Origin of the sequence: Candidatus Spongiihabitans sp. (genome assembly GCF_965237845.1) — a bacterium.
GTDB lineage: Bacteria > Pseudomonadota > Gammaproteobacteria > Arenicellales > Poriferihabitantaceae > Spongiihabitans.
The window spans coordinates 727,631-745,398 of record NZ_OZ250154.1 but is presented as its reverse complement, the minus strand read 5'-3'; the positions used below and the strand labels follow the sequence as shown (position 1 = coordinate 745,398).

The following is a 17,768-nucleotide window of genomic DNA, read 5'->3' as shown; positions in this document are numbered from 1 at the left end:
GCCTCTTGTGCTGTGCCGGTTTCACCGGTGGCGGCGACCGTTAACATCGCGTGGCGACGTTGCCGTTCACGTCGGTCACCGTGTAGGTCAACTCGGCCGTCTCCGTCGTGGTCGGCCTCCCCAACAGCGTGCGGGTGGCCGCGTTAAAGAACAACCCCTGCGGTAACGGAGCCAGGGTATAGTCCAGCGGAGCGGCACCTCTTTCGGCCCCCGGCGACACTAGAGCGGTGATCGCCGTGTTCACGGAATAGGTTCAGTTAGCCACCTCTTCGGTAAATATCGGCGAGAGAGTGATCGTGATTTGAGTTTGTCCATTAAAGTGGGCAGTTAGAATCAGTAGGCGCATTCTTTTCGATTTTTATCATAAAGAAGAAAGGTGAGTTACATCGATAAATGATGGCTGCATGAAACCCTGAATCACCAGTCCTTTTTCTTTGTATGTTTACCATATGGCCGTCTGGTTGTACTACACCATTTTTATAAGTATAGATCCAGGATTGTGTGGTACCTGTGGTATCTATTGCATAATTAATATGGGTCTTAACTAATTAAGACCCAAAGACAAAAATAAAATTGGCGAGGTGGAATTTAACGTCTCCTGTTGTATTTTGCGTTATTGAATTTTTCCATAAGGAAACCGCTTTTGAGATTCAACGATGTCATTTCTGACATAAGTTGCCTGCAGTTGCGTGGGTGCCACTGCCGACTCCAAGCCTGATTGTTGCGCGACTTTGGCCAGATATTTTGCCTCCGGATAGCGCTCCGATAAGCGGTTTATTTCGCTGTGCCCAATGCCCGCGATAATGGCGTCGCCATAAACATCCCAACCGCTGCCTAAGCCGCAGGCGGATTTGTTTACCGGGAATGGAATCGAACCCGGATCAACCACCATGGGGTTATGCAACTGAATCGGTTTAGAACTTTTAGCGACTTCATAGAGCCCGCAATAAACCTGTTTCATTCGTGCATCAATGGCTGGCAATACCACGCCACTATCAATCGATGCGGCCAACACTGCCAACGAACAAACACCAATAACAAGCAAGTCCGCACCATAAGCTAAGCCCTGGGCCACGCCCAAACCGATTCTGACACCCGTGAATGATCCCGGCCCGGTGTTTACCGCAATGGCATCCAAACTGCCCAGGCTGAAGCTTGATTTTTGTAGTACATCTTCCACCATTTGCAATACTAATCTTGAATGTGCGGCAGGCTGCCCGGTGGGCTGAAGATCATACTTTTGAATAATTTCCTGCCCCGTTAATATGGCCACAGAACAAGCTTCAGTCGAGGTGTCTATGGCAAGTATTTTCATGGATTGCATTCAGTCGATGTTGTCGATCTGAGGTTATCGACATGACGTAAAAAATCGTTGCACATCATAAAGACTTTGGGTAATCGGCATCGGTGGCAGGCTTTTCAAAAACAAACCTCCATAGGCTTTCGTGGTAATCCTCTGATCACAAATGACCAGTATTCCGCGGTCGAATTCAGAGCGAATTAAACGCCCTGCTCCCTGTTTAAGTGCAATCACTGCATTGGGAATTTGAATATCCATGAACGGATTCCCGCCCTGTTCCTCACTATTTTGCAATTTACTCTTCAACACCGGATCTGAAGGCGATGCAAACGGCAGTTTATCTATGATTACGCAGCTAAGCGCCTCACCTTTGACATCGACCCCCTCCCAAAAACTTGAGGTGCCCAACAAAACTGCATTTTCAGACTGGAGAAATTGTTCCAGCAGTTGTTGTTTTGCAGCCCGTCCCTGCACCAACAACGGCCATTTGCAATTGCCATGCAGCAATTGATAAACATTTTCCAGCATGGCGTGACTGGTAAATAAACAAAATGCCCGTCCGTTGCTGGCGTTAGTCACATCCAGTATGGTAGCCGCCAATGCCTGAAAGAAATTTGATTCTCTGGGGTCGGGTAATTCCGCGGGCAGGTACATCATCGCGTTTTGCTGAAAATCATACGGGCTTTCCCAGCGTCGAGTTTCTGCATTCTCCAAACCAATCTCGCTGCAAAATGCGGTAAAATCATCTTCCACCGCCAAAGTTGCCGAGGTAAAAATCCACGACATGCCCGGGTTGCCGGCGTTTTCAATAAATTTTGAAAAATGGGCTCCGACATTAAGCGGCGTTAAATTCATTCTGAACCAGGATTTTTCAGCCGCCAGCCAACACACGGAATCTTTGTCTCGATTTTCCCACCAACGATCCAGTTGATTCTGAATTTGCAAGCATCTGTTCTGACACTTGACCAGCCCTTCCCCCGCAACCGCAGCAAGGGTTAACGCATTATGCAGGTCATCCAGATTTATCGCTAAAGATTCAAGCAATGCATCGAATTTGGCGTTTTTTAAATTGGCCAGAATTTCTTTAGAATTTTTAAGCCGCTTGCAATATCCTTGAATGTTATCTATTTGATTTTCCAGGGCAGGAATACAAACGCCAAAATCCACTGCGCTTTTTTCCTCCTTTTCCGCCGCTAATACATCTTTAGTTAACTCTTTTAATTGAAAACTGGACAATGAAAACCCGAAAAACTGTGCCGCAATATCGGGAATGCTATGCGCCTCATCAAAAATTACCGCCTCATGGTCGGGCAACAACTCGCCAAACCCTTCAGTTCTAAGGGTCAAATCAGAAAAGAACAGATGATGATTTACCACCATGATGTCCGCCTTCATGGCGCGTTGCCGAGCCTGGTTGACAAAACAGTTTCGGTAGTCAGGACATTTTCCACCGAGGCAGTTATCCGTTGTGGACGTTACCTGTTTCCATATTGGAGAAGCCTCATTCACATCAGAAACTTCTGAAATATCGCCGGATTTGGTCCGCGAAGCCCATTTATCGATCACATCGTATTCAAGCTGATTTGCCTTGCCCACCAAATCGCTTTGCTGACTGTTCAATTTGAGACGATAGCGGCACAAATAATTGGCGCGCCCTTTCAGCATTTGCGCGCTGACGGTTTCATCAAGCACGCTGAGCACAACCGGAAGATCACGATTAAAAATTTGCTCCTGCAAATGTTTCGTGCCGGTCGAAATAATAGTGCGTTTTCCACTGAGCACCACGGCAACCAGGTAGGCATAGGTCTTGCCGGTGCCGGTGCCGGATTCAACCACCAACCGGCCCGAAAAAGCTAGAGCATCCTCAACCGCCTGAGCCATCTCTTGCTGCGCCAATCTCGGTGTGAAGTCTTCGATCTGATGATGAAACAACCCGTCGGTTGCCAACATGTTGTAACTTTCAGACATTAAAGGATTAACCGGTTTTTGGTGCACCTAATACATGTTTATTCTTGAGGAAACGGCACGAGCTTGAATTTAAGTACATACTTTTGTTAAACCTATACTCGATGCCTTATCTAAAGAATATTATGCAAGAGGGTAACTTTTCTTTTAGCACGACGTTTCCTCCTTTGGTGCATAACGCTTCGCATCACCGACTAAATAACGGTGCGGAACGAAACGGTACGGCTTTATTTTGTCCAAGTGCATGCGTTTGTCAGCTGCTTACCCGAACTTTATAGTTTGACTTTTTCTCTGCTATCCCCAATTCTAATTGACCGGTAGCAGTATATGATTGTACTTCAATCCATTGTTTATATTGTTTAAGTTCACCTAGCTCTGCCGCCACTGCTTTTAATGATAGTCTTCTTAGAATTTCTACGGTAATGGGGCGTTTTTCATCCCAAAATATCATTGATTCCAGAAATTCCAGTGAAGGACCTGAGGTAATTAGATGGAAAATAAATCGTGCCTCTGCCTCTGTATCAAAAGACAAGAAATTAACAGTGTCATCAAAAGCTACAGTTTTACCATCAAGCGGTCCGACAAGATTAAATCTTAATTTTTTATAGAATCCTGATATTGCAATTTTCCAATCCTTAAATGTGTATGGGCCAATACCGAATACAGAAAATTCTGGTTTATTCCTGTAAATTGAACTTTTTCTTTTATTTAAATACTCCCTATGACTTAATAAATATTTCCATGTATTTGGAGCAATGTTCTTCATGGATAATGTTTCTTCGCCTACCGTTTTCTGAGTTATCAATACTACTTTCCTGTAAGAAGTAATTCGCCCATTTCCCACATCGGAGCTTTTTAAGAGAGGATATATATAATTTTTTTCAAGAATAAAGGTTTCATTTAACCCATTCTTAAATCCCCCCTTAGCAGGTTCTAATTCCATGACTTTTGAGCAATCATGTTTAATGCCAGATCGCCAAGTATAACGTGGATCTTGCCCCTTTAAATGTCTCCATTTCTCATAAACATTAACGTTACTAACGATAAATCCATCTCTTTCGCCAATAATACAAGAAGACTTGGCCGAGTCTAATGATTCGTAAACCTCACAATCAGCATTTCCAGCATTTGTAGTAAGGACAAAAAGACACGCCTCAACTGATGCATCAAAATGTGCTTTAGCGTCAATTGGATAAATATGCCCAAAAAAACGATGCTCTGCACTTTGCCTGACTTGTCTCATTACTTTACGTGCAACAGCGTACTTACATAAGAAAGCAATAGCTCCGTCGCGATGTGAAAGCCAATTAACATGCTGTAGCAGCATCCATTCTGAAATATCAAAATTTCCTGAACCAGTAATAGCTTCAATGCCTTTACGGTTTTGAAAATTTGATTTTTCAGGGAGATTTCTACTGTTGAGAATGCCCAGTTCACTGCTTGTCACCCAAGGGGGATTCCCGATTATGAGGATATACCCACTCAATCCAGAAAGTATCTTTTTCCAGTCAGTATCAAAAAAATCGGCCTGTTTGATTGAAACGTGATTCGTAGAAGAAATCGCATTTAATGATGAAGTGGCTTCATCGACGTACGCTTTATTTATTTCATAACCAAATATATGAGAATGCTCAAATCCTTCGTTAGCAGCACAAACAAACGCTCCTTTTCCACAAGTGGGTTCAATAATAATTTCAGGTTTAATGTTGTGGTTTTGCTTTAGCGCTTCAACTACTTTGTCAGCGAGATCAATTGGTGTCTGAAAATCACCATACTGCCATTTATCTATCGATTTCTTAGCCATTCTTCATCGAACCTTTAATATACCAGATATAGATCCAGCTTCTTGAATAACCCTGCTATATTGAAGCCTCCATTGAAGCGCATTTGAAATTGTTAATTTGGTTTCATATTCCTTTCTGTTTATGTGTTTTGCAGCTAATGTCGCCAATGCGCCGCTGAAAAACCAGCCCAACTCGATTGGCCTTGTTATGTGCAAATTTAATCTGGCACACCAAGTAAATAGCCCGATGTCAAACCCCTTGCTCTCATATATTCCTTAATTTCACTCTTATTGTCAGTCAATACTCTATCAACTTCTGAATTTTGTGGAGACGACCATACCGACCACTCAACCAACCTTCTGATAATTTTTCGTATTTGATTGAAATTTTCTTTTGTCAATTCACGATAAAATAACATTGATTTTTCACCAGCACCAATTATCTCTAGTTTTGCGGAAATCGCATCTTTTAATATTTCTGCCCATAACATAATTGATTTGCTCCTAAACATTCTGGAAAGCTTATTCTGATTAGAATCCCTAGAGTCTTTCTCTGCATCCCAGTTATGCAATGCTTCCTCGTGCAAAATCTAGATAGAGAGTTCATATCATTCTAACTATTCGTATAGGGCGTATTGCCCTGACACGTCATATAAAGGTAAATTTTAAATCCTAAAGGAAAATACTTATTGAGCAAATTCGGCGAAACCTGTTTTTGTGCGAAATCTAAAAAAGAACAAACTATCGATGCTGACTCGATACCGTAATTCGTTTAATGACTTCCCAAGGCAACGATTCAGCCCCCCTGAAAGCCTAAGCAAAAACCAGAAATTCTGTTTTCCGGGCGATTTAATCAGCGAGAGCAGGTTCCATTTTACGGCACCAGCTCGTCAAAGAAAGATTTTATCTTGTTGGTCCATGAACTGCTGCGTGGAGAATGTCGCTTTCCGCCTTGGCTTAGACTTTTTTCAAAATCTTTCAATAGCTTTTTCTGTTCCCTGGTTAAATTCACCGGGGTTTCCACAACTACTTTACAATCTAAATATCCTTGATTGCCATTGCGTACATTACGCATCCCTTTGCCGCGCAATCTGAAAACCCGTTCTGACTGGCTTTCAGCCGGAATTTTCAAATTTGTGCGACCGGATAATGTGGGTATTTCCAACTCGCCGCCCAATGCCAATTTGACGTAGCTAACAGGCACCTCACAATACAAATTATCCCCATCCCTTTCAAATATATCGTGCTTTATCATCCTGACCTGGACATACAAATCACCGGGAGAACTGCCTTGACCGGCGCTTTCACCTTCACCGGACAACCGCACTTGATCACCGTCATCCACACCCGCAGGGATTTTCACCGACAGGGTTTTTTCCTGTTTAACCACCCCTTGCCCACTACACGATGTGCATGGGTCTGAAATCACCTTTCCTTGCCCCTTGCAACGTGGGCAAGTCTGTTGCACCGAGAAAAATCCCTGTTGCATTCTTACCTGGCCCTGCCCATGACAGGTATCACATGTTTTGGCTTCCGAACCTGGTCTCGACCCAGAGCCATCACAAGTCGCACAATTTGCCATCTTCGGAACGCGAATTTGTTTTTCTACGCCCATAACCGCCTCTTCCAGGGTCAGATTCAAACGGTATCGCAAATCCGAACCGCGCTTTCCGCGACCGCCTGCAGCTGCACCGCCACCGAAGATATCCCCAAATATGTCCCCAAATATATCTCCAAAACCACCCGCCCCAGCACCGCCGCCCATGCCACTGGCGGGATCAACCCCGGCATGGCCAAACTGATTGTATGCCGCACGTTTTTGCGAGTCCCCCAAAACACTGTAAGCCTCCTTGGCTTCCTTGAATTTAGCTTCTGACTCCGCGCTATTTTGATTACGATCCGGGTGGTGTTTCATTGCTAAGCGACGATAGGCCTTTTTCAGGTCTTGATCGCTGACATCCCGGCTCACACCCAGAACTTCGTAATAATCTTTTTTTGACATATTTGTCGTTGCATATGCACCGTTTAATAATTGACATGCAAAAGCGGGGTCATGGCCCCGCTTTTGCTTGCTTATTTATTTATGGGCATTTATGCATAATGTATTCAGGATTTTTTGTCCTCATCATCTACTTCTTCAAATTCGGCATCCACCACATCATCGGCTTCGCTTGAACTATCAGACTCAGCCTCACTGGGCTCGCCGGACCCGGGTTGATCGGCCTGGGACTGGGCATACATCTGCTCCGCTAATTTGTGGGATGCCTGGGTTAATGCTTCGGTTTTAGCCTTGATGGTTTCCAGGTCATCCTCTTTCAGAACTTCTTCAAGTTCTGAAATTGCGGATTCAATGCTTTGCTTTTCGTCAGCCTCAACTTTATCGCCAAGTTCGTCCAGAGATTTCCTGACACCGTGTATCAAGGCCTCGCCCTGATTGCGCGTATCAACCAATTCCCTGGTTTTTCTGTCTTCATCAGCATGCTCTTCGGCATCCCGAACCATTTTATCAATTTCCCCGTCAGACAATCCAGAACTCGATTTAATGACAATTTTGTTTTCTTTGCCGGTGACCTTGTCTTTCGCCGATACATTTAAAATGCCGTTGGAATCGATATCAAACGAGACTTCGATTTTAGGAATTCCCCTCGCTGCCGGCGGAATCTCAGTCAGATCGAATCGGCCCAAAGACTTGTTTCCGCTCGCCATTTCGCGCTCGCCCTGCAGAACATGCACGGTCACCGCATTTTGGTTGTCATCGGCAGTCGAAAACACTTGGCTTGCATTGGTCGGAATAGTCGTATTCTTTTCAACCAACTTGGTCATAACACCGCCCAGAGTTTCAATACCCAATGACAACGGCGTAACATCCAGCAACAATACATCCTTGACGTCGCCGCCTAGTACGCCACCTTGAATCGCGGCACCCACCGCTACCGCTTCGTCAGGGTTAACATCTCTGCGTGCTTCCTTTCCGAAAAAGGTTTCAACAACTTCATGAACTTTGGGCATCCGTGTTTGACCGCCGACCAGTATGACATCATCGATTTCAGATGCTTTTATTCCCGCGTCCTGCAAGGCGATTTTGCAAGGCACCAAAGTGCGTTGCAATAAATTATCTACCAGAGACTCCAATTTGGCCCGGGTTAATTTCATATTCAAATGCTTCGGTCCACTGGCATCCGCAGTGATATAGGGCAGGTTAACCTCGGTTTGAGAACTGGAAGACAATTCAATTTTCGCTTTTTCAGCGCCTTCCTTGAGCCGTTGCATTGCCAGCGGGTCGCCTCGAAGATCCATGCCCTGATCTTTCTTAAACTCATCCGCCAAATAATCAATCAAACGCCGATCGAAATCTTCGCCGCCGAGGAAAGTGTCACCATTGGTTGAAAGCACTTCAAATTGGTGCTCGCCCTCAATTTCCGCAATCTCGATAACCGAGATATCGAAAGTGCCGCCGCCTAAATCATAGACCACGATTTTTCGATCTCCTTTGGCTTTGTCCATGCCATAAGCAAGGGCTGCTGCGGTGGGTTCGTTGATAATGCGCTTGACTTCCAAGCCAGCGATTTTTCCGGCATCTTTGGTCGCTTGACGCTGAGAGTCATTGAAATATGCGGGTACCGTGATAACCGCTTCGATCACTTTTTCCCCCAGATAGTCCTCAGCCGTCTGCTTCATCTTCTGTAGTATTCGCGCCGAGATCTCCGGTGAAGCCATTTGTTTGCCGCCAACCTCTACCCAGGCATCACCATTTTTGGCTTTAATAATTTTATAAGGCATCAAGTCCATATCGCGCTGCACCACGTCCTCATCGAACTGACGTCCGATTAAACGCTTGACCGCGAAGATTGTGTTTTCCGGGTTAGTAACGGATTGACGTTTGGCTGACTGCCCCACTAAAACCTCATCATCTTTAGTAAACGCGACGATGGAGGGCGTGGTACGATCACCTTCACTATTTTCGATAACCTTGGGCGTACTACCTTCCATCACTGCAACGCAAGAATTGGTAGTACCAAGATCAATACCTATAATTTTTGACATTTTTTCGGGTCCTCTATAAACCTGGGTCTTAAAACAACTGGCTTTGATATAAGGGTTAACGATTGAATAACAAGTGATTTTTCACTCTTTTTCGGAACTTTTAGCAATCACAACCATCGCTGGACGTAATAACCTGTCTTTTAAGGAAAAACCCTTTTGCATCACGTTTACAATATGTTCAGGCTCAACCTCATCGCTCGCAACCACGCTAATCGCCTGATGTACTTCGGGATTAAACTTTACCCCGGGTTCCGCCTCCACCGCGATAACGCCAAACTTTTCCATTACTTTGTCAAACTGCTTCAGGGTCAATTCCAGCCCTTGTTTCATGTTCTCTTTCATATTAATAGCGGCTTCTCCGTTTGGCTTATCCATCTCAACCCTAGTCGCCTGATCCAGACTATCAACAACACTGAGTAATTCCTGGGCAAATCCTTCAATTGCGTATTTGCGCGCCGATATCATTTCATTCTGGCTGCGCCGACGAATATTTTCCATTTCAGCTTTCGCCCGAATATAACCATCTTTTAATTCGTCGATCTGGCTGTGCGCGACGACCAATTTTTCCATCAAACCCTCCCTGGAATCGTCGGCTTTGGCATCCTGCGTCGCCCTATCTCCTGCATCCATGCAGTCGTCTCCATAAACACCAATGGATGATTCATTATTTTCATCCCCATTCACTTTCTCCGAGGTTGATTCATCAACCAACTCATCGGCGGCTTGTTCAAGGGTATTTGGATCTTCAGGGATATTCTTATGGGTATTCTCAGGCGGCTCCTGATGGCGTTGATCGCTGGGTTTTGTTGACTTTCGACTCATATTGACAAAATTAGGGCATTGCAGTTGTAAGTTATCTCGAAAATGTGGGGATAAAATTCAAAAGCTCAAGCGTTAAAAAGCATATGGCTAAAAAGCGCCTCAATGCACTTTTTAGTATCCCGAACACGCCCCACACCCCAGCGAGGAGGAATCTCTCACCGACCCCAATCGGCTTTGGCATCCTCGGCAATTGCTCCTGCATTGCTCTAATAAGCTACGTCCATGTAGCGATGCGTCGCTCTACCTCCTGCATCCATGCAGTCGTCGGCTTTGGCATCCTGCGTCGCTCTACCTCCTGCATCCATGCAGTCGTCGGCTTTGGCATCCTGCGTCGCTCTACCTCCTGCATCCATGCAGTCGTCGGCTTTGGCATCCTGCGTCGCTCTACCTCCTGCATCCATGCAGTCGTCGGCTTTGGCATCCTGCGTCGCTCTACCTCCTGCATCCATGCAGTCGTCGGCTTTGGCATCCTGCGTCGCTCTACCTCCTGCATCCATGCAGTCGTCGGCTTTGGCATCCTGCGTCGCTCTACCTCCTGCATCCATGCAGTCGTCGGCTTTGGCATCCTGCGTCGCTCTACCTCCTGCATCCATGCAGTCGTCGGCTTTGGCATCCTGCGTCGCTCTACCTCCTGCATCCATGCAGTCGTCGGCTTTGGCATCCTGCGTCGCTCTACCTCCTGCATCCATGCAGTCGTCTAGATCGAAAACGAAGAACCACAGCCGCAGGTGGTTGAGGCATTAGGATTGTTTACCAGAAATCGGCTGCCCATCAGGTCATCCTTGTAATCAATTTCCGCCCCACTCAGATACTGCAAACTGAGCATATCTATCAGCACTTTGATGCCGTCGCGTTCTACGGTGATGTCATCTTCTTCCTGATTTTCGTCAAACTGAAAACCGTACTGAAAACCAGAACAACCGCCACCCTGGATATAGACGCGAAGCATCGAGTCAGGATTGTCTTTGGTGGCAAGTAACTCGGTGATTCTGCTCACTGCGTCGCTGGAGATTTTTAGATCGGCTTGTATAGGCTCGGCTTGTATAGGCTTGTGCATAAATTATCAGGTGCGGCAAATAATGTCAGGGAAATGTATCTTGCTGGTATATGTGGTATATGGGGGTGGATTTTACCAGAAACAAGACTAATGAAACTAGACATCGAATTCGTCAGAAAACAATTCAACCAGCTGCATGATAACCCGGAATTTGTGTTTTGTTCAAACGCAGGGGGTAGTTATGTGGCTAATCAGGTCAATACCTTGATGAACCACTACAATTCCCACACCAGGGTGCAGCCTTACGAGCGTTATGCGCCATCAAGCCAAGCCGGGGAAGCAATGGATCGGGCGATTGAGGGTTGGGCAGAGGCGCTTAATATCTCAGCCAATGAATTAACCATAGGTCCCTCTACCTCAATGAATACCTACGTTATGGCCCAAGCGATAGGCGTTGATTTGGGGGCAACAGACGAAATTATTGTCACCAATCAAGACCACGAAGCCAACAGCGGGGTGTGGCGCAGAAAAGCGGAAGAAAAAGGCGCGAAAATTCGTGAATGGAAAGTGGACCTTGAAAACGGATTGCTTAATCTGCAACAACTCGATTCTCTGGTCAATGAAAATACCAAATGGGTGTTTTTCGCACATTGCTCGAATATCGTTGGCACCTCTAATCCTGCCAGCGAAATCACCCGGCGAGTCAAGCAAAATTCCAATGCGAAAGTATTCGTCGATGCGGTGGCTCATGCCCCGCACCATATATGCGACTTGAAAGCTTTAGGGGTGGATGGTTATGCGTTTAGTTTATATAAGGTGTATGGCCCGCATCAAGGTTTAATGTATTTAAATCGGGAGATTGCTTCCAATCTAACGCCGCAATGCCACTACTTTAACATCGGCGACGGCAAATTATTCAACCCGGCCGGGCCGCAGCACGCCCAGGTTGCCGCTTGCGCCGGGGTGCTGGACTATTTCGACGCGCTGCATCAGCACCACTTTAAAGACACCCTCCGCGCGCCACAAAGAATGGCGCCGCAAAAAATGACGCAACTGCATTCATTGATATCCGCTCACGAAACCGAATTGGCAGCCCCTATTCTGGATTTTCTAGGCAATAACGACAAAGTGCGACTGCTTGGCAAAAACCATACCCGGGATAATGACAGAGTGCCGACCATCGCTTTTCAACCTCTGAAACAAAGCGCGCGGGCGGTTTCCACAAAAATACAGGATATGGGAATCGGCTGTGAAAGCGGACACTTTTATGCTCATCGATTACTCACCGATCTGGGTATTAATGCCGATGATGGTGTGGTACGTGTTTCCTTGGTGCATTACAACAGCACTGAAGAAGTCGAAAAAATACTGATGGCGCTGGAGCGCGCAATAAACCACTAATCAATATCAAAGCGGCAAATATCGAAAGTGGAGCGCGGTCGCACCGATTCAGGAATTGCCTCAGAGATTATTCCGGGGATTACCTCAGGGATTACTCCGGGCATCGCCCTTTGGGGCGGTTTGAAAAATATCTGCGAAGTTCACTTTACCGCCAAGTCCAGCAACGTCGAAACCGGCTGGAATGGCAGCGGCAAGGGGGAGGTGGTGGTTACCGTGATCGATGATAACACCATGACTTTTTCGGAAACCGGAAAATGGACTACCTTCGCAGGGACCGAACTAGCGTTTTCAAATCGGTATCGATGGCGGTTAAATGAAGACCAAAATTCGATACAACTGGAACACCTTCGATATGGCGCGGATAATCCCGTGCAATTGATTGAACTCGTAGCCACAGGAAAGCGGCAATGGAATACGGTAACGCCACATATCTGTAATGAAGATAGCTACACGCTGGCACTTGCCCATGATGACAAAACGGTGCGGATGGTTTGGGAGATAGTCGGCCCCAATAAAAATGAATGTATCAGATACCACTACCGATGACACCGATAATTAGTGTGAAAAGACGCTGGATGAATAGGTTATAATTTCGGGGTTATCGGATTTACACTAACAAGAGTTTTGCTGGATGAAAATACATAATCCTAAGAAATGAAATCTTTTTACAAAAATAAAGGAGTCAGGTTGTTCAAGGGGGATGTTCTGGAGGTGCTAAATGCCTTGCCGGATAACAGCATCGATTTGATTTTCGCCGACCCGCCCTACAATCTGTCAAATGACGGTTTTAGTTGCCATGCTGGAAAGCGCGTGAGCGTGAACAAGGGCAAATGGGATAAAAGCAATGGATTTGAAAAAAATTATGAGTTTCATTATAACTGGATTCAAGCGTGCCGCAGAGTCTTAAAAGAGAACGGCTCTTTGTGGGTTTCAGGAACCTACCATTCCATATATGTCTGCGGATTCGCATTGCAGAGCCAAGGGTGGCATTTGCTTAATGAAATCTGTTGGTATAAACCAAACGCAGCGCCTCATCTGGCCTGCAGAATGTTCGCCGCCAGCCATGAAACCTTGCTATGGGCGCGCAAAACAAAGAAGGCAAAACATCAATTCAATTATGAGTTGATGAAAAAATCGGAATGGGCGGGGGATTTTATAAAAAAATCGGATAAACAGATGCGAAGTGTTTGGGCTATTAATACCCCTAGGAGCGCAGAAAAAAAATACGGCAAACATCCCACGCAAAAACCCGAAGCCCTTTTAGACAGAATTGTATTATCTTGCACAAGCGAGCATGAAATAGTGCTTGACCCTTTTTGTGGAAGCGCGACTACCGGAGTGGCCGCCTTACGGCACAACAGAAATTTTGTCGGGATTGACGCTGAAAAAGATTATCTTGCAAGCATGGCGGTTAAAAGGATTAGTGATGTGTTGAAACAGAGAAATTTGCCGATTTCTGAAAGTGCTGTGAGAGAAGAATCCGCGACATATTTCGATGGAATTTTCAGACAGCTATAGGTTTTTGTGTTATGGCTTCCGATAATTCCTGGCGCAAGATTTTTAAGGATTACAAGATTCACAAGCACAATTTTTCGAACTCGCCGCTTGTTATTACCAACAAACAAATCAAAAAGTCCTGCCAGAATTTCACACGGACAACCGAAAAAGAAGTGCGGATTTTGTGCAAGCAAGATTCCCGTGAAGATCGCCCAGAAATTTTTCAAGAAAACAATCTTTTTATTCTTCCAATCAAGAATGGATTTTATGCAATTATTGAGGGCGAAGGCTATATTGATATTCCAGAAATTAAAACTGAGACCGTTGTGTATCAATCAAAATTGTCATTTTCTCTCGACACTTCAAAAGTCGGCGATTCTGAAATGCAACATTTGGACTATGCTTATGCTTCAAGTTTAATTCGTAGTTTTATGCAGGACGACACTCTCGTTTTAACCATACGAGGACGCAAATACACGCCAGAATTTTCATTCCGTGCAGGGAAATACAAACATCTCATAGAGACAAAAAGTGTTCAAACAGAAGTCGATGCTGGATACGAAGGCGAAAGTAAAGTTTTGCTCGTTGAGGCAAAGAACTGTTCCACTGCTAATGTGATTATTCGACAAATCTATTACCCATTTCGTCAATGGCAACGCTACACAAACAAGCCTGTTGAGTTAATTTTCTTTGAAAAAAGAGAAGAAAATTACTGTATATGGCGGTTTGTGTTTGATACCATTACTGATTACAACAGCATTCGGCTTGTTGATTCAGTACGCTATAAAATATCCGATTAAAGACTCGGTAATTGAGGATTTGTAAAATGCCAATAAAAGAAAACTCCAGAATTGTAAAAACCCTTACAGTGTCGAATTTAAATACACGGATCGATATCCGCAAATTTATCTTGAATGAATGGGGAAAAGAGGCCGTTGGGAAGAAATATAGATATTTCGTTGAAGTTCTTGATAACGGCAAACATATTTATCTTGAACGTCCGGCAAGCTTAAATAAGGGATGTGATTTCAAGATTTTGATAGAAGATTTGTTTTTGTATAAAAATGGATATGATAGACCACCAAGCCATACAGATTTGATTGATGATTTGATGGATAAGAAAAAACTTTTAGATTCGCAAACATGGAGCCACCTGATTCGATCAATTGAAGCGGTGCATCAAATAATTTCGTATGAGATGCCATCAGATTGCAAGAACAAAATCAATAACCTTGGCACCATGAGTGTTGAGCAAATTCAACTTTTATGCAAATGGTTATTTATTGAACAAGATATTACCTATTGGTCAGGCGATGGAAGGGATATGCTGCTAAAAAGAATTAAATCAATATAAGGTGTTGTCCTAGCTGGTTTATTTTATCGTAAGCAAGAATGCCTAATCACTAACCCAGAGCAATACCAGAGTAACCGCAAAAACAAAATGACCTACCAACATATCAAACTGCCGGAAAGCGGCGAGAAAATCACGATAAAGAACGACACGCTCGTTGTGCCGAAGCAACCTATCCTTGGATTTGTGGAGGGCGATGGCATTGGGCCGGATATAACCGCCGCATCGTTGCGCGTGTGGGATGCGGCGGTGGAAAAAGCCTATGGCGGAAAACGCAAAGTTCATTGGTGTGAGTTATACATGGGTGAAAAAGCCGCCGGCATTTATGCGGGCGATTATTTCCCGGCAGAAACATTGGAAGCCATAAAGGCGTTGATTGTTTCTATAAAAGGCCCGCTGACTACGCCGATTGGCGGTGGTTTTCGTTCCTTGAATGTTTCATTGCGCCAGGAAATGGATTTGTACGCTTGCGTTCGACCGGTGCGATATTACGCCGGCGTGCCTTCTCCGCTGCAAAAACCGGAGGAAATCGATGTGGTTATTTTCCGGGAAAACACTGAAGACGTTTACGCCGGCATCGAATATGAAAGTGGCTCGGATGCCAATAAAAAATTGGCGAAGTTTTTGCGCGAAGAAATGGGCGCGGCGTTTTTTGAGGATGCGGGACTCGGCGTCAAGCCAATCAGCCCATTCGCCAGCAAACGCCTGGTCAGAAAAGCGATCCAGTATGCCATCGACAATAACAAAACCGACGTAACCCTGGTGCATAAGGGCAACATTATGAAATTCACCGAGGGCGCGTTTCGCAACTGGGGTTATGAAGTCGCAAAAGAAGAATTTCGCGACCACATCGTTACCGAACAAGAGCTTTGGGATGAGCACAATGGCACACTGCCTGAGGGTAAAATATTGGTGAAAGACCGAATCGCCGATATTATTTTTCAACTGCTGCAATTACGCCCGGCTGAATTTGAGGTGCTTGCCACCATGAATTTAAATGGCGACTACTTGTCCGATGCGGTGGCCGCGGAAGTGGGCGGCGTCGGCATCGCGCCCGGCGCCAATATGGCCGATCACATCGCGGTTTTCGAGGCTACTCACGGCACCGCGCCGAAATATGCGAATCAGAATAAAGTCAATCCATCGTCGCTGCTGTTTTCGGGAGTAATGATGCTGGAATATATTGGCTGGAATCAGGCCGCTGATTTAATAACCGATGCGTTCGTTTCGGTTATGGCAGACAAAACCGTGACCTATGACTTCGCCAGATTGCTGGAGGGCGCGACCACGTTATCGACCAGCGCTTTCGCTGATGCGTTGATTGGAAAAATCAACGGGTAATTTTAGTAGTGATTCTCGCGGCAACTGACTGGTATGACAAACGCAACTTTATTGATTATTCGCCGCCAGCAACATTGATTCGGGATCATCATCAACGCGTTTGAGAACAACCCGGGTTTTATAAACTTTTCAAAATCAGGGTGTCCGCAAGAAGCACTGCTACGGTAATTTATACCATGGCCATGATTTCCAGATTGGAACAATAGCAAGCTACAACAACATCTCATGTCGAAAGGAAAAATAGCCGTTGTCATTGCGATATTACTTGTTGTCGGTCTGTTGATTTATATTGGGCCGGAAAAGTATCTGAATCTGGAATATATAAAATCGCGATTAGGACAATTGATTGCGTTTAGAGAAGAAAAACCGTTATTAACTGGATTGATATTCTCATCAATTTATATCGCAGTCACCGCAGCATCCATACCTGGAGCCTTGGTGCTGACCCTTTGCAGTGGCGCAATATTCGGTTTTATCTGGGGGTCGATCATCGCCTTAGTGTCCGCAACCATTGGCGCAACCATTGCTTTTTTAGTCGCACGATATCTGTTCGATGATTGGGTGCAAGCGAAAATGGGCCAGCGTGTGGCAAAGATTCGTGAAAACTTTCGTGCCGAAGGCGCGTTATATTTATTCTCCATGCGCCTGGTGCCGGTGATTCCATTTTTTGCAATCAATCTTTTGATGGGATTGACCTCAATAAAAACAGTCACTTATTTTTTTGCCTCATTGCTTGGCATGGCGCCAGGTAGCATGGTGTTTGTTAATGCCGGAACCCAACTTGCCAAGATTGACTCGCTCAAAGGACTTTTGTCGCCAGGGCTAATCGCCTCTTTTGTGTTGCTGGCGATATTTCCGTACCTGGCGAAATATGTCCTGACACTCATTAAAAACAAGGCAATTAAAAACAGGGCCAGTTAAATATGGGGCAAAAATATGATGCCAACCTTATCGTAATCGGTACCGGCGATCCAATTGCAGAATTCGTACTCGCTATGCGTCATGGATTGGGTATGAATAAAATCCTCGGCACCTTCACGTTTATCCGACATGGATGGAAGCAAATAAATATGCGGCGGGTAACTGGAAGAAAAGCCATGCTCCCCAGTGGGTACTAAGTCTGCTAGAAAAATTTCATAGTTGGCATCGAAACTAAGTAACATGGATAGTGCGCGGAAGCGAACCGAGTTGAAAATATACCCTTTTTCATGAAATCTCTTAGATAGGGCACGAGCATAAACTAAACAACAATCCCAAACAAACTATC

Annotated in this window: 17 protein-coding genes and 1 pseudogene; 7 read left to right on the top strand and 11 right to left on the bottom strand. The window is 45.2% G+C overall.

Annotated elements, in window-relative coordinates:
- Positions 1-40: 40 nt before the first annotated feature.
- The 10 genes from ACPXXB_RS03685 to erpA all read right to left on the bottom strand — a co-directional run bounded on the left by ACPXXB_RS03685 (position 41) and on the right by erpA (position 10,971).
- The gene (locus ACPXXB_RS03685; RefSeq protein ID WP_423910930.1) at positions 41-220 is read right to left on the bottom strand and encodes a putative Ig domain-containing protein; all 180 of its coding nucleotides are present in this window, start codon (positions 218-220) and stop codon (positions 41-43) included.
- Between the two features lie 393 nt (positions 221-613).
- Positions 614-1,315: a tRNA (adenosine(37)-N6)-threonylcarbamoyltransferase complex dimerization subunit type 1 TsaB gene (gene tsaB, locus ACPXXB_RS03680; RefSeq protein WP_423909480.1), complete on the bottom strand. Its 702-nt coding sequence runs from the start codon at positions 1,313-1,315 to the stop codon at positions 614-616.
- Positions 1,316-1,348: 33 nt separating this feature from the next.
- Positions 1,349-3,268: an ATP-dependent DNA helicase gene (locus tag ACPXXB_RS03675; RefSeq protein WP_423909478.1), complete on the bottom strand. Its 1,920-nt coding sequence runs from the start codon at positions 3,266-3,268 to the stop codon at positions 1,349-1,351.
- A gap of 250 nt (positions 3,269-3,518) precedes the next feature.
- The gene (locus ACPXXB_RS03670) at positions 3,519-5,069 is read right to left on the bottom strand and encodes an SAM-dependent methyltransferase (protein ID WP_423909475.1); all 1,551 of its coding nucleotides are present in this window, start codon (positions 5,067-5,069) and stop codon (positions 3,519-3,521) included.
- 197 nt (positions 5,070-5,266) lie between these two features.
- Complete coding sequence (locus tag ACPXXB_RS03665) at positions 5,267-5,539, bottom strand: hypothetical protein (protein ID WP_423909472.1); 273 nt, start codon at positions 5,537-5,539, stop codon at positions 5,267-5,269.
- 383 nt (positions 5,540-5,922) lie between these two features.
- Positions 5,923-7,050: a molecular chaperone DnaJ gene (gene dnaJ / locus ACPXXB_RS03660; protein ID WP_423909469.1), complete on the bottom strand. Its 1,128-nt coding sequence runs from the start codon at positions 7,048-7,050 to the stop codon at positions 5,923-5,925.
- Between the two features lie 104 nt (positions 7,051-7,154).
- Positions 7,155-9,092, bottom strand: a complete 1,938-nt coding sequence (gene dnaK / locus ACPXXB_RS03655) for a molecular chaperone DnaK (protein ID WP_423909466.1) — start codon at positions 9,090-9,092, stop codon at positions 7,155-7,157.
- Positions 9,093-9,173: 81 nt separating this feature from the next.
- Complete coding sequence (gene grpE, locus ACPXXB_RS03650; protein ID WP_423909463.1) at positions 9,174-9,914, bottom strand: nucleotide exchange factor GrpE; 741 nt, start codon at positions 9,912-9,914, stop codon at positions 9,174-9,176.
- A 206-nt stretch (positions 9,915-10,120) separates the two neighbouring features.
- Positions 10,121-10,603, bottom strand: coding sequence for a hypothetical protein (locus ACPXXB_RS03645; RefSeq protein ID WP_423909461.1), 483 nt, complete (start codon positions 10,601-10,603; stop codon positions 10,121-10,123).
- A gap of 8 nt (positions 10,604-10,611) precedes the next feature.
- Entirely contained in the window at positions 10,612-10,971 is a 360-nt protein-coding gene (erpA, locus tag ACPXXB_RS03640) for an iron-sulfur cluster insertion protein ErpA (protein WP_423909458.1), read from the bottom strand.
- A 90-nt stretch (positions 10,972-11,061) separates the two neighbouring features.
- Between erpA and ACPXXB_RS03635 the strand changes: the two genes are divergently transcribed.
- From ACPXXB_RS03635 to ACPXXB_RS03605, 7 genes and pseudogenes are all read left to right on the top strand, one after another.
- Positions 11,062-12,312: an aminotransferase class V-fold PLP-dependent enzyme gene (locus ACPXXB_RS03635; protein ID WP_423909455.1), complete on the top strand. Its 1,251-nt coding sequence runs from the start codon at positions 11,062-11,064 to the stop codon at positions 12,310-12,312.
- A gap of 27 nt (positions 12,313-12,339) precedes the next feature.
- Positions 12,340-12,858: a DUF6314 family protein gene (locus ACPXXB_RS03630; RefSeq protein WP_423909452.1), complete on the top strand. Its 519-nt coding sequence runs from the start codon at positions 12,340-12,342 to the stop codon at positions 12,856-12,858.
- 108 nt (positions 12,859-12,966) lie between these two features.
- Positions 12,967-13,830, top strand: a complete 864-nt coding sequence (locus ACPXXB_RS03625; RefSeq protein ID WP_423909449.1) for a DNA-methyltransferase — start codon at positions 12,967-12,969, stop codon at positions 13,828-13,830.
- Between the two features lie 11 nt (positions 13,831-13,841).
- Positions 13,842-14,609 (top strand): type II restriction enzyme, encoded by a 768-nt coding sequence (locus ACPXXB_RS03620; RefSeq protein WP_423909446.1) that lies wholly within the window; start codon positions 13,842-13,844, stop codon positions 14,607-14,609.
- Between the two features lie 26 nt (positions 14,610-14,635).
- Entirely contained in the window at positions 14,636-15,163 is a 528-nt protein-coding gene (locus ACPXXB_RS03615) for a hypothetical protein (RefSeq protein ID WP_423909444.1), read from the top strand.
- 87 nt (positions 15,164-15,250) lie between these two features.
- Positions 15,251-16,498: pseudogene (gene icd, locus ACPXXB_RS03610) on the top strand (isocitrate dehydrogenase (NADP(+))); the annotation flags it as partial.
- Positions 16,499-16,726: 228 nt separating this feature from the next.
- Entirely contained in the window at positions 16,727-17,422 is a 696-nt protein-coding gene (locus ACPXXB_RS03605; RefSeq protein WP_423909441.1) for a TVP38/TMEM64 family protein, read from the top strand.
- Here ACPXXB_RS03605 and ACPXXB_RS03600 read toward each other — a convergent pair.
- A complete protein-coding gene (locus tag ACPXXB_RS03600; protein WP_423909439.1) occupies positions 17,419-17,664 on the bottom strand; it encodes a hypothetical protein in 246 nt (81 codons plus the stop codon). The genes ACPXXB_RS03605 and ACPXXB_RS03600 overlap by 4 nt on opposite strands.
- Positions 17,665-17,768: the final 104 nt, after the last annotated feature.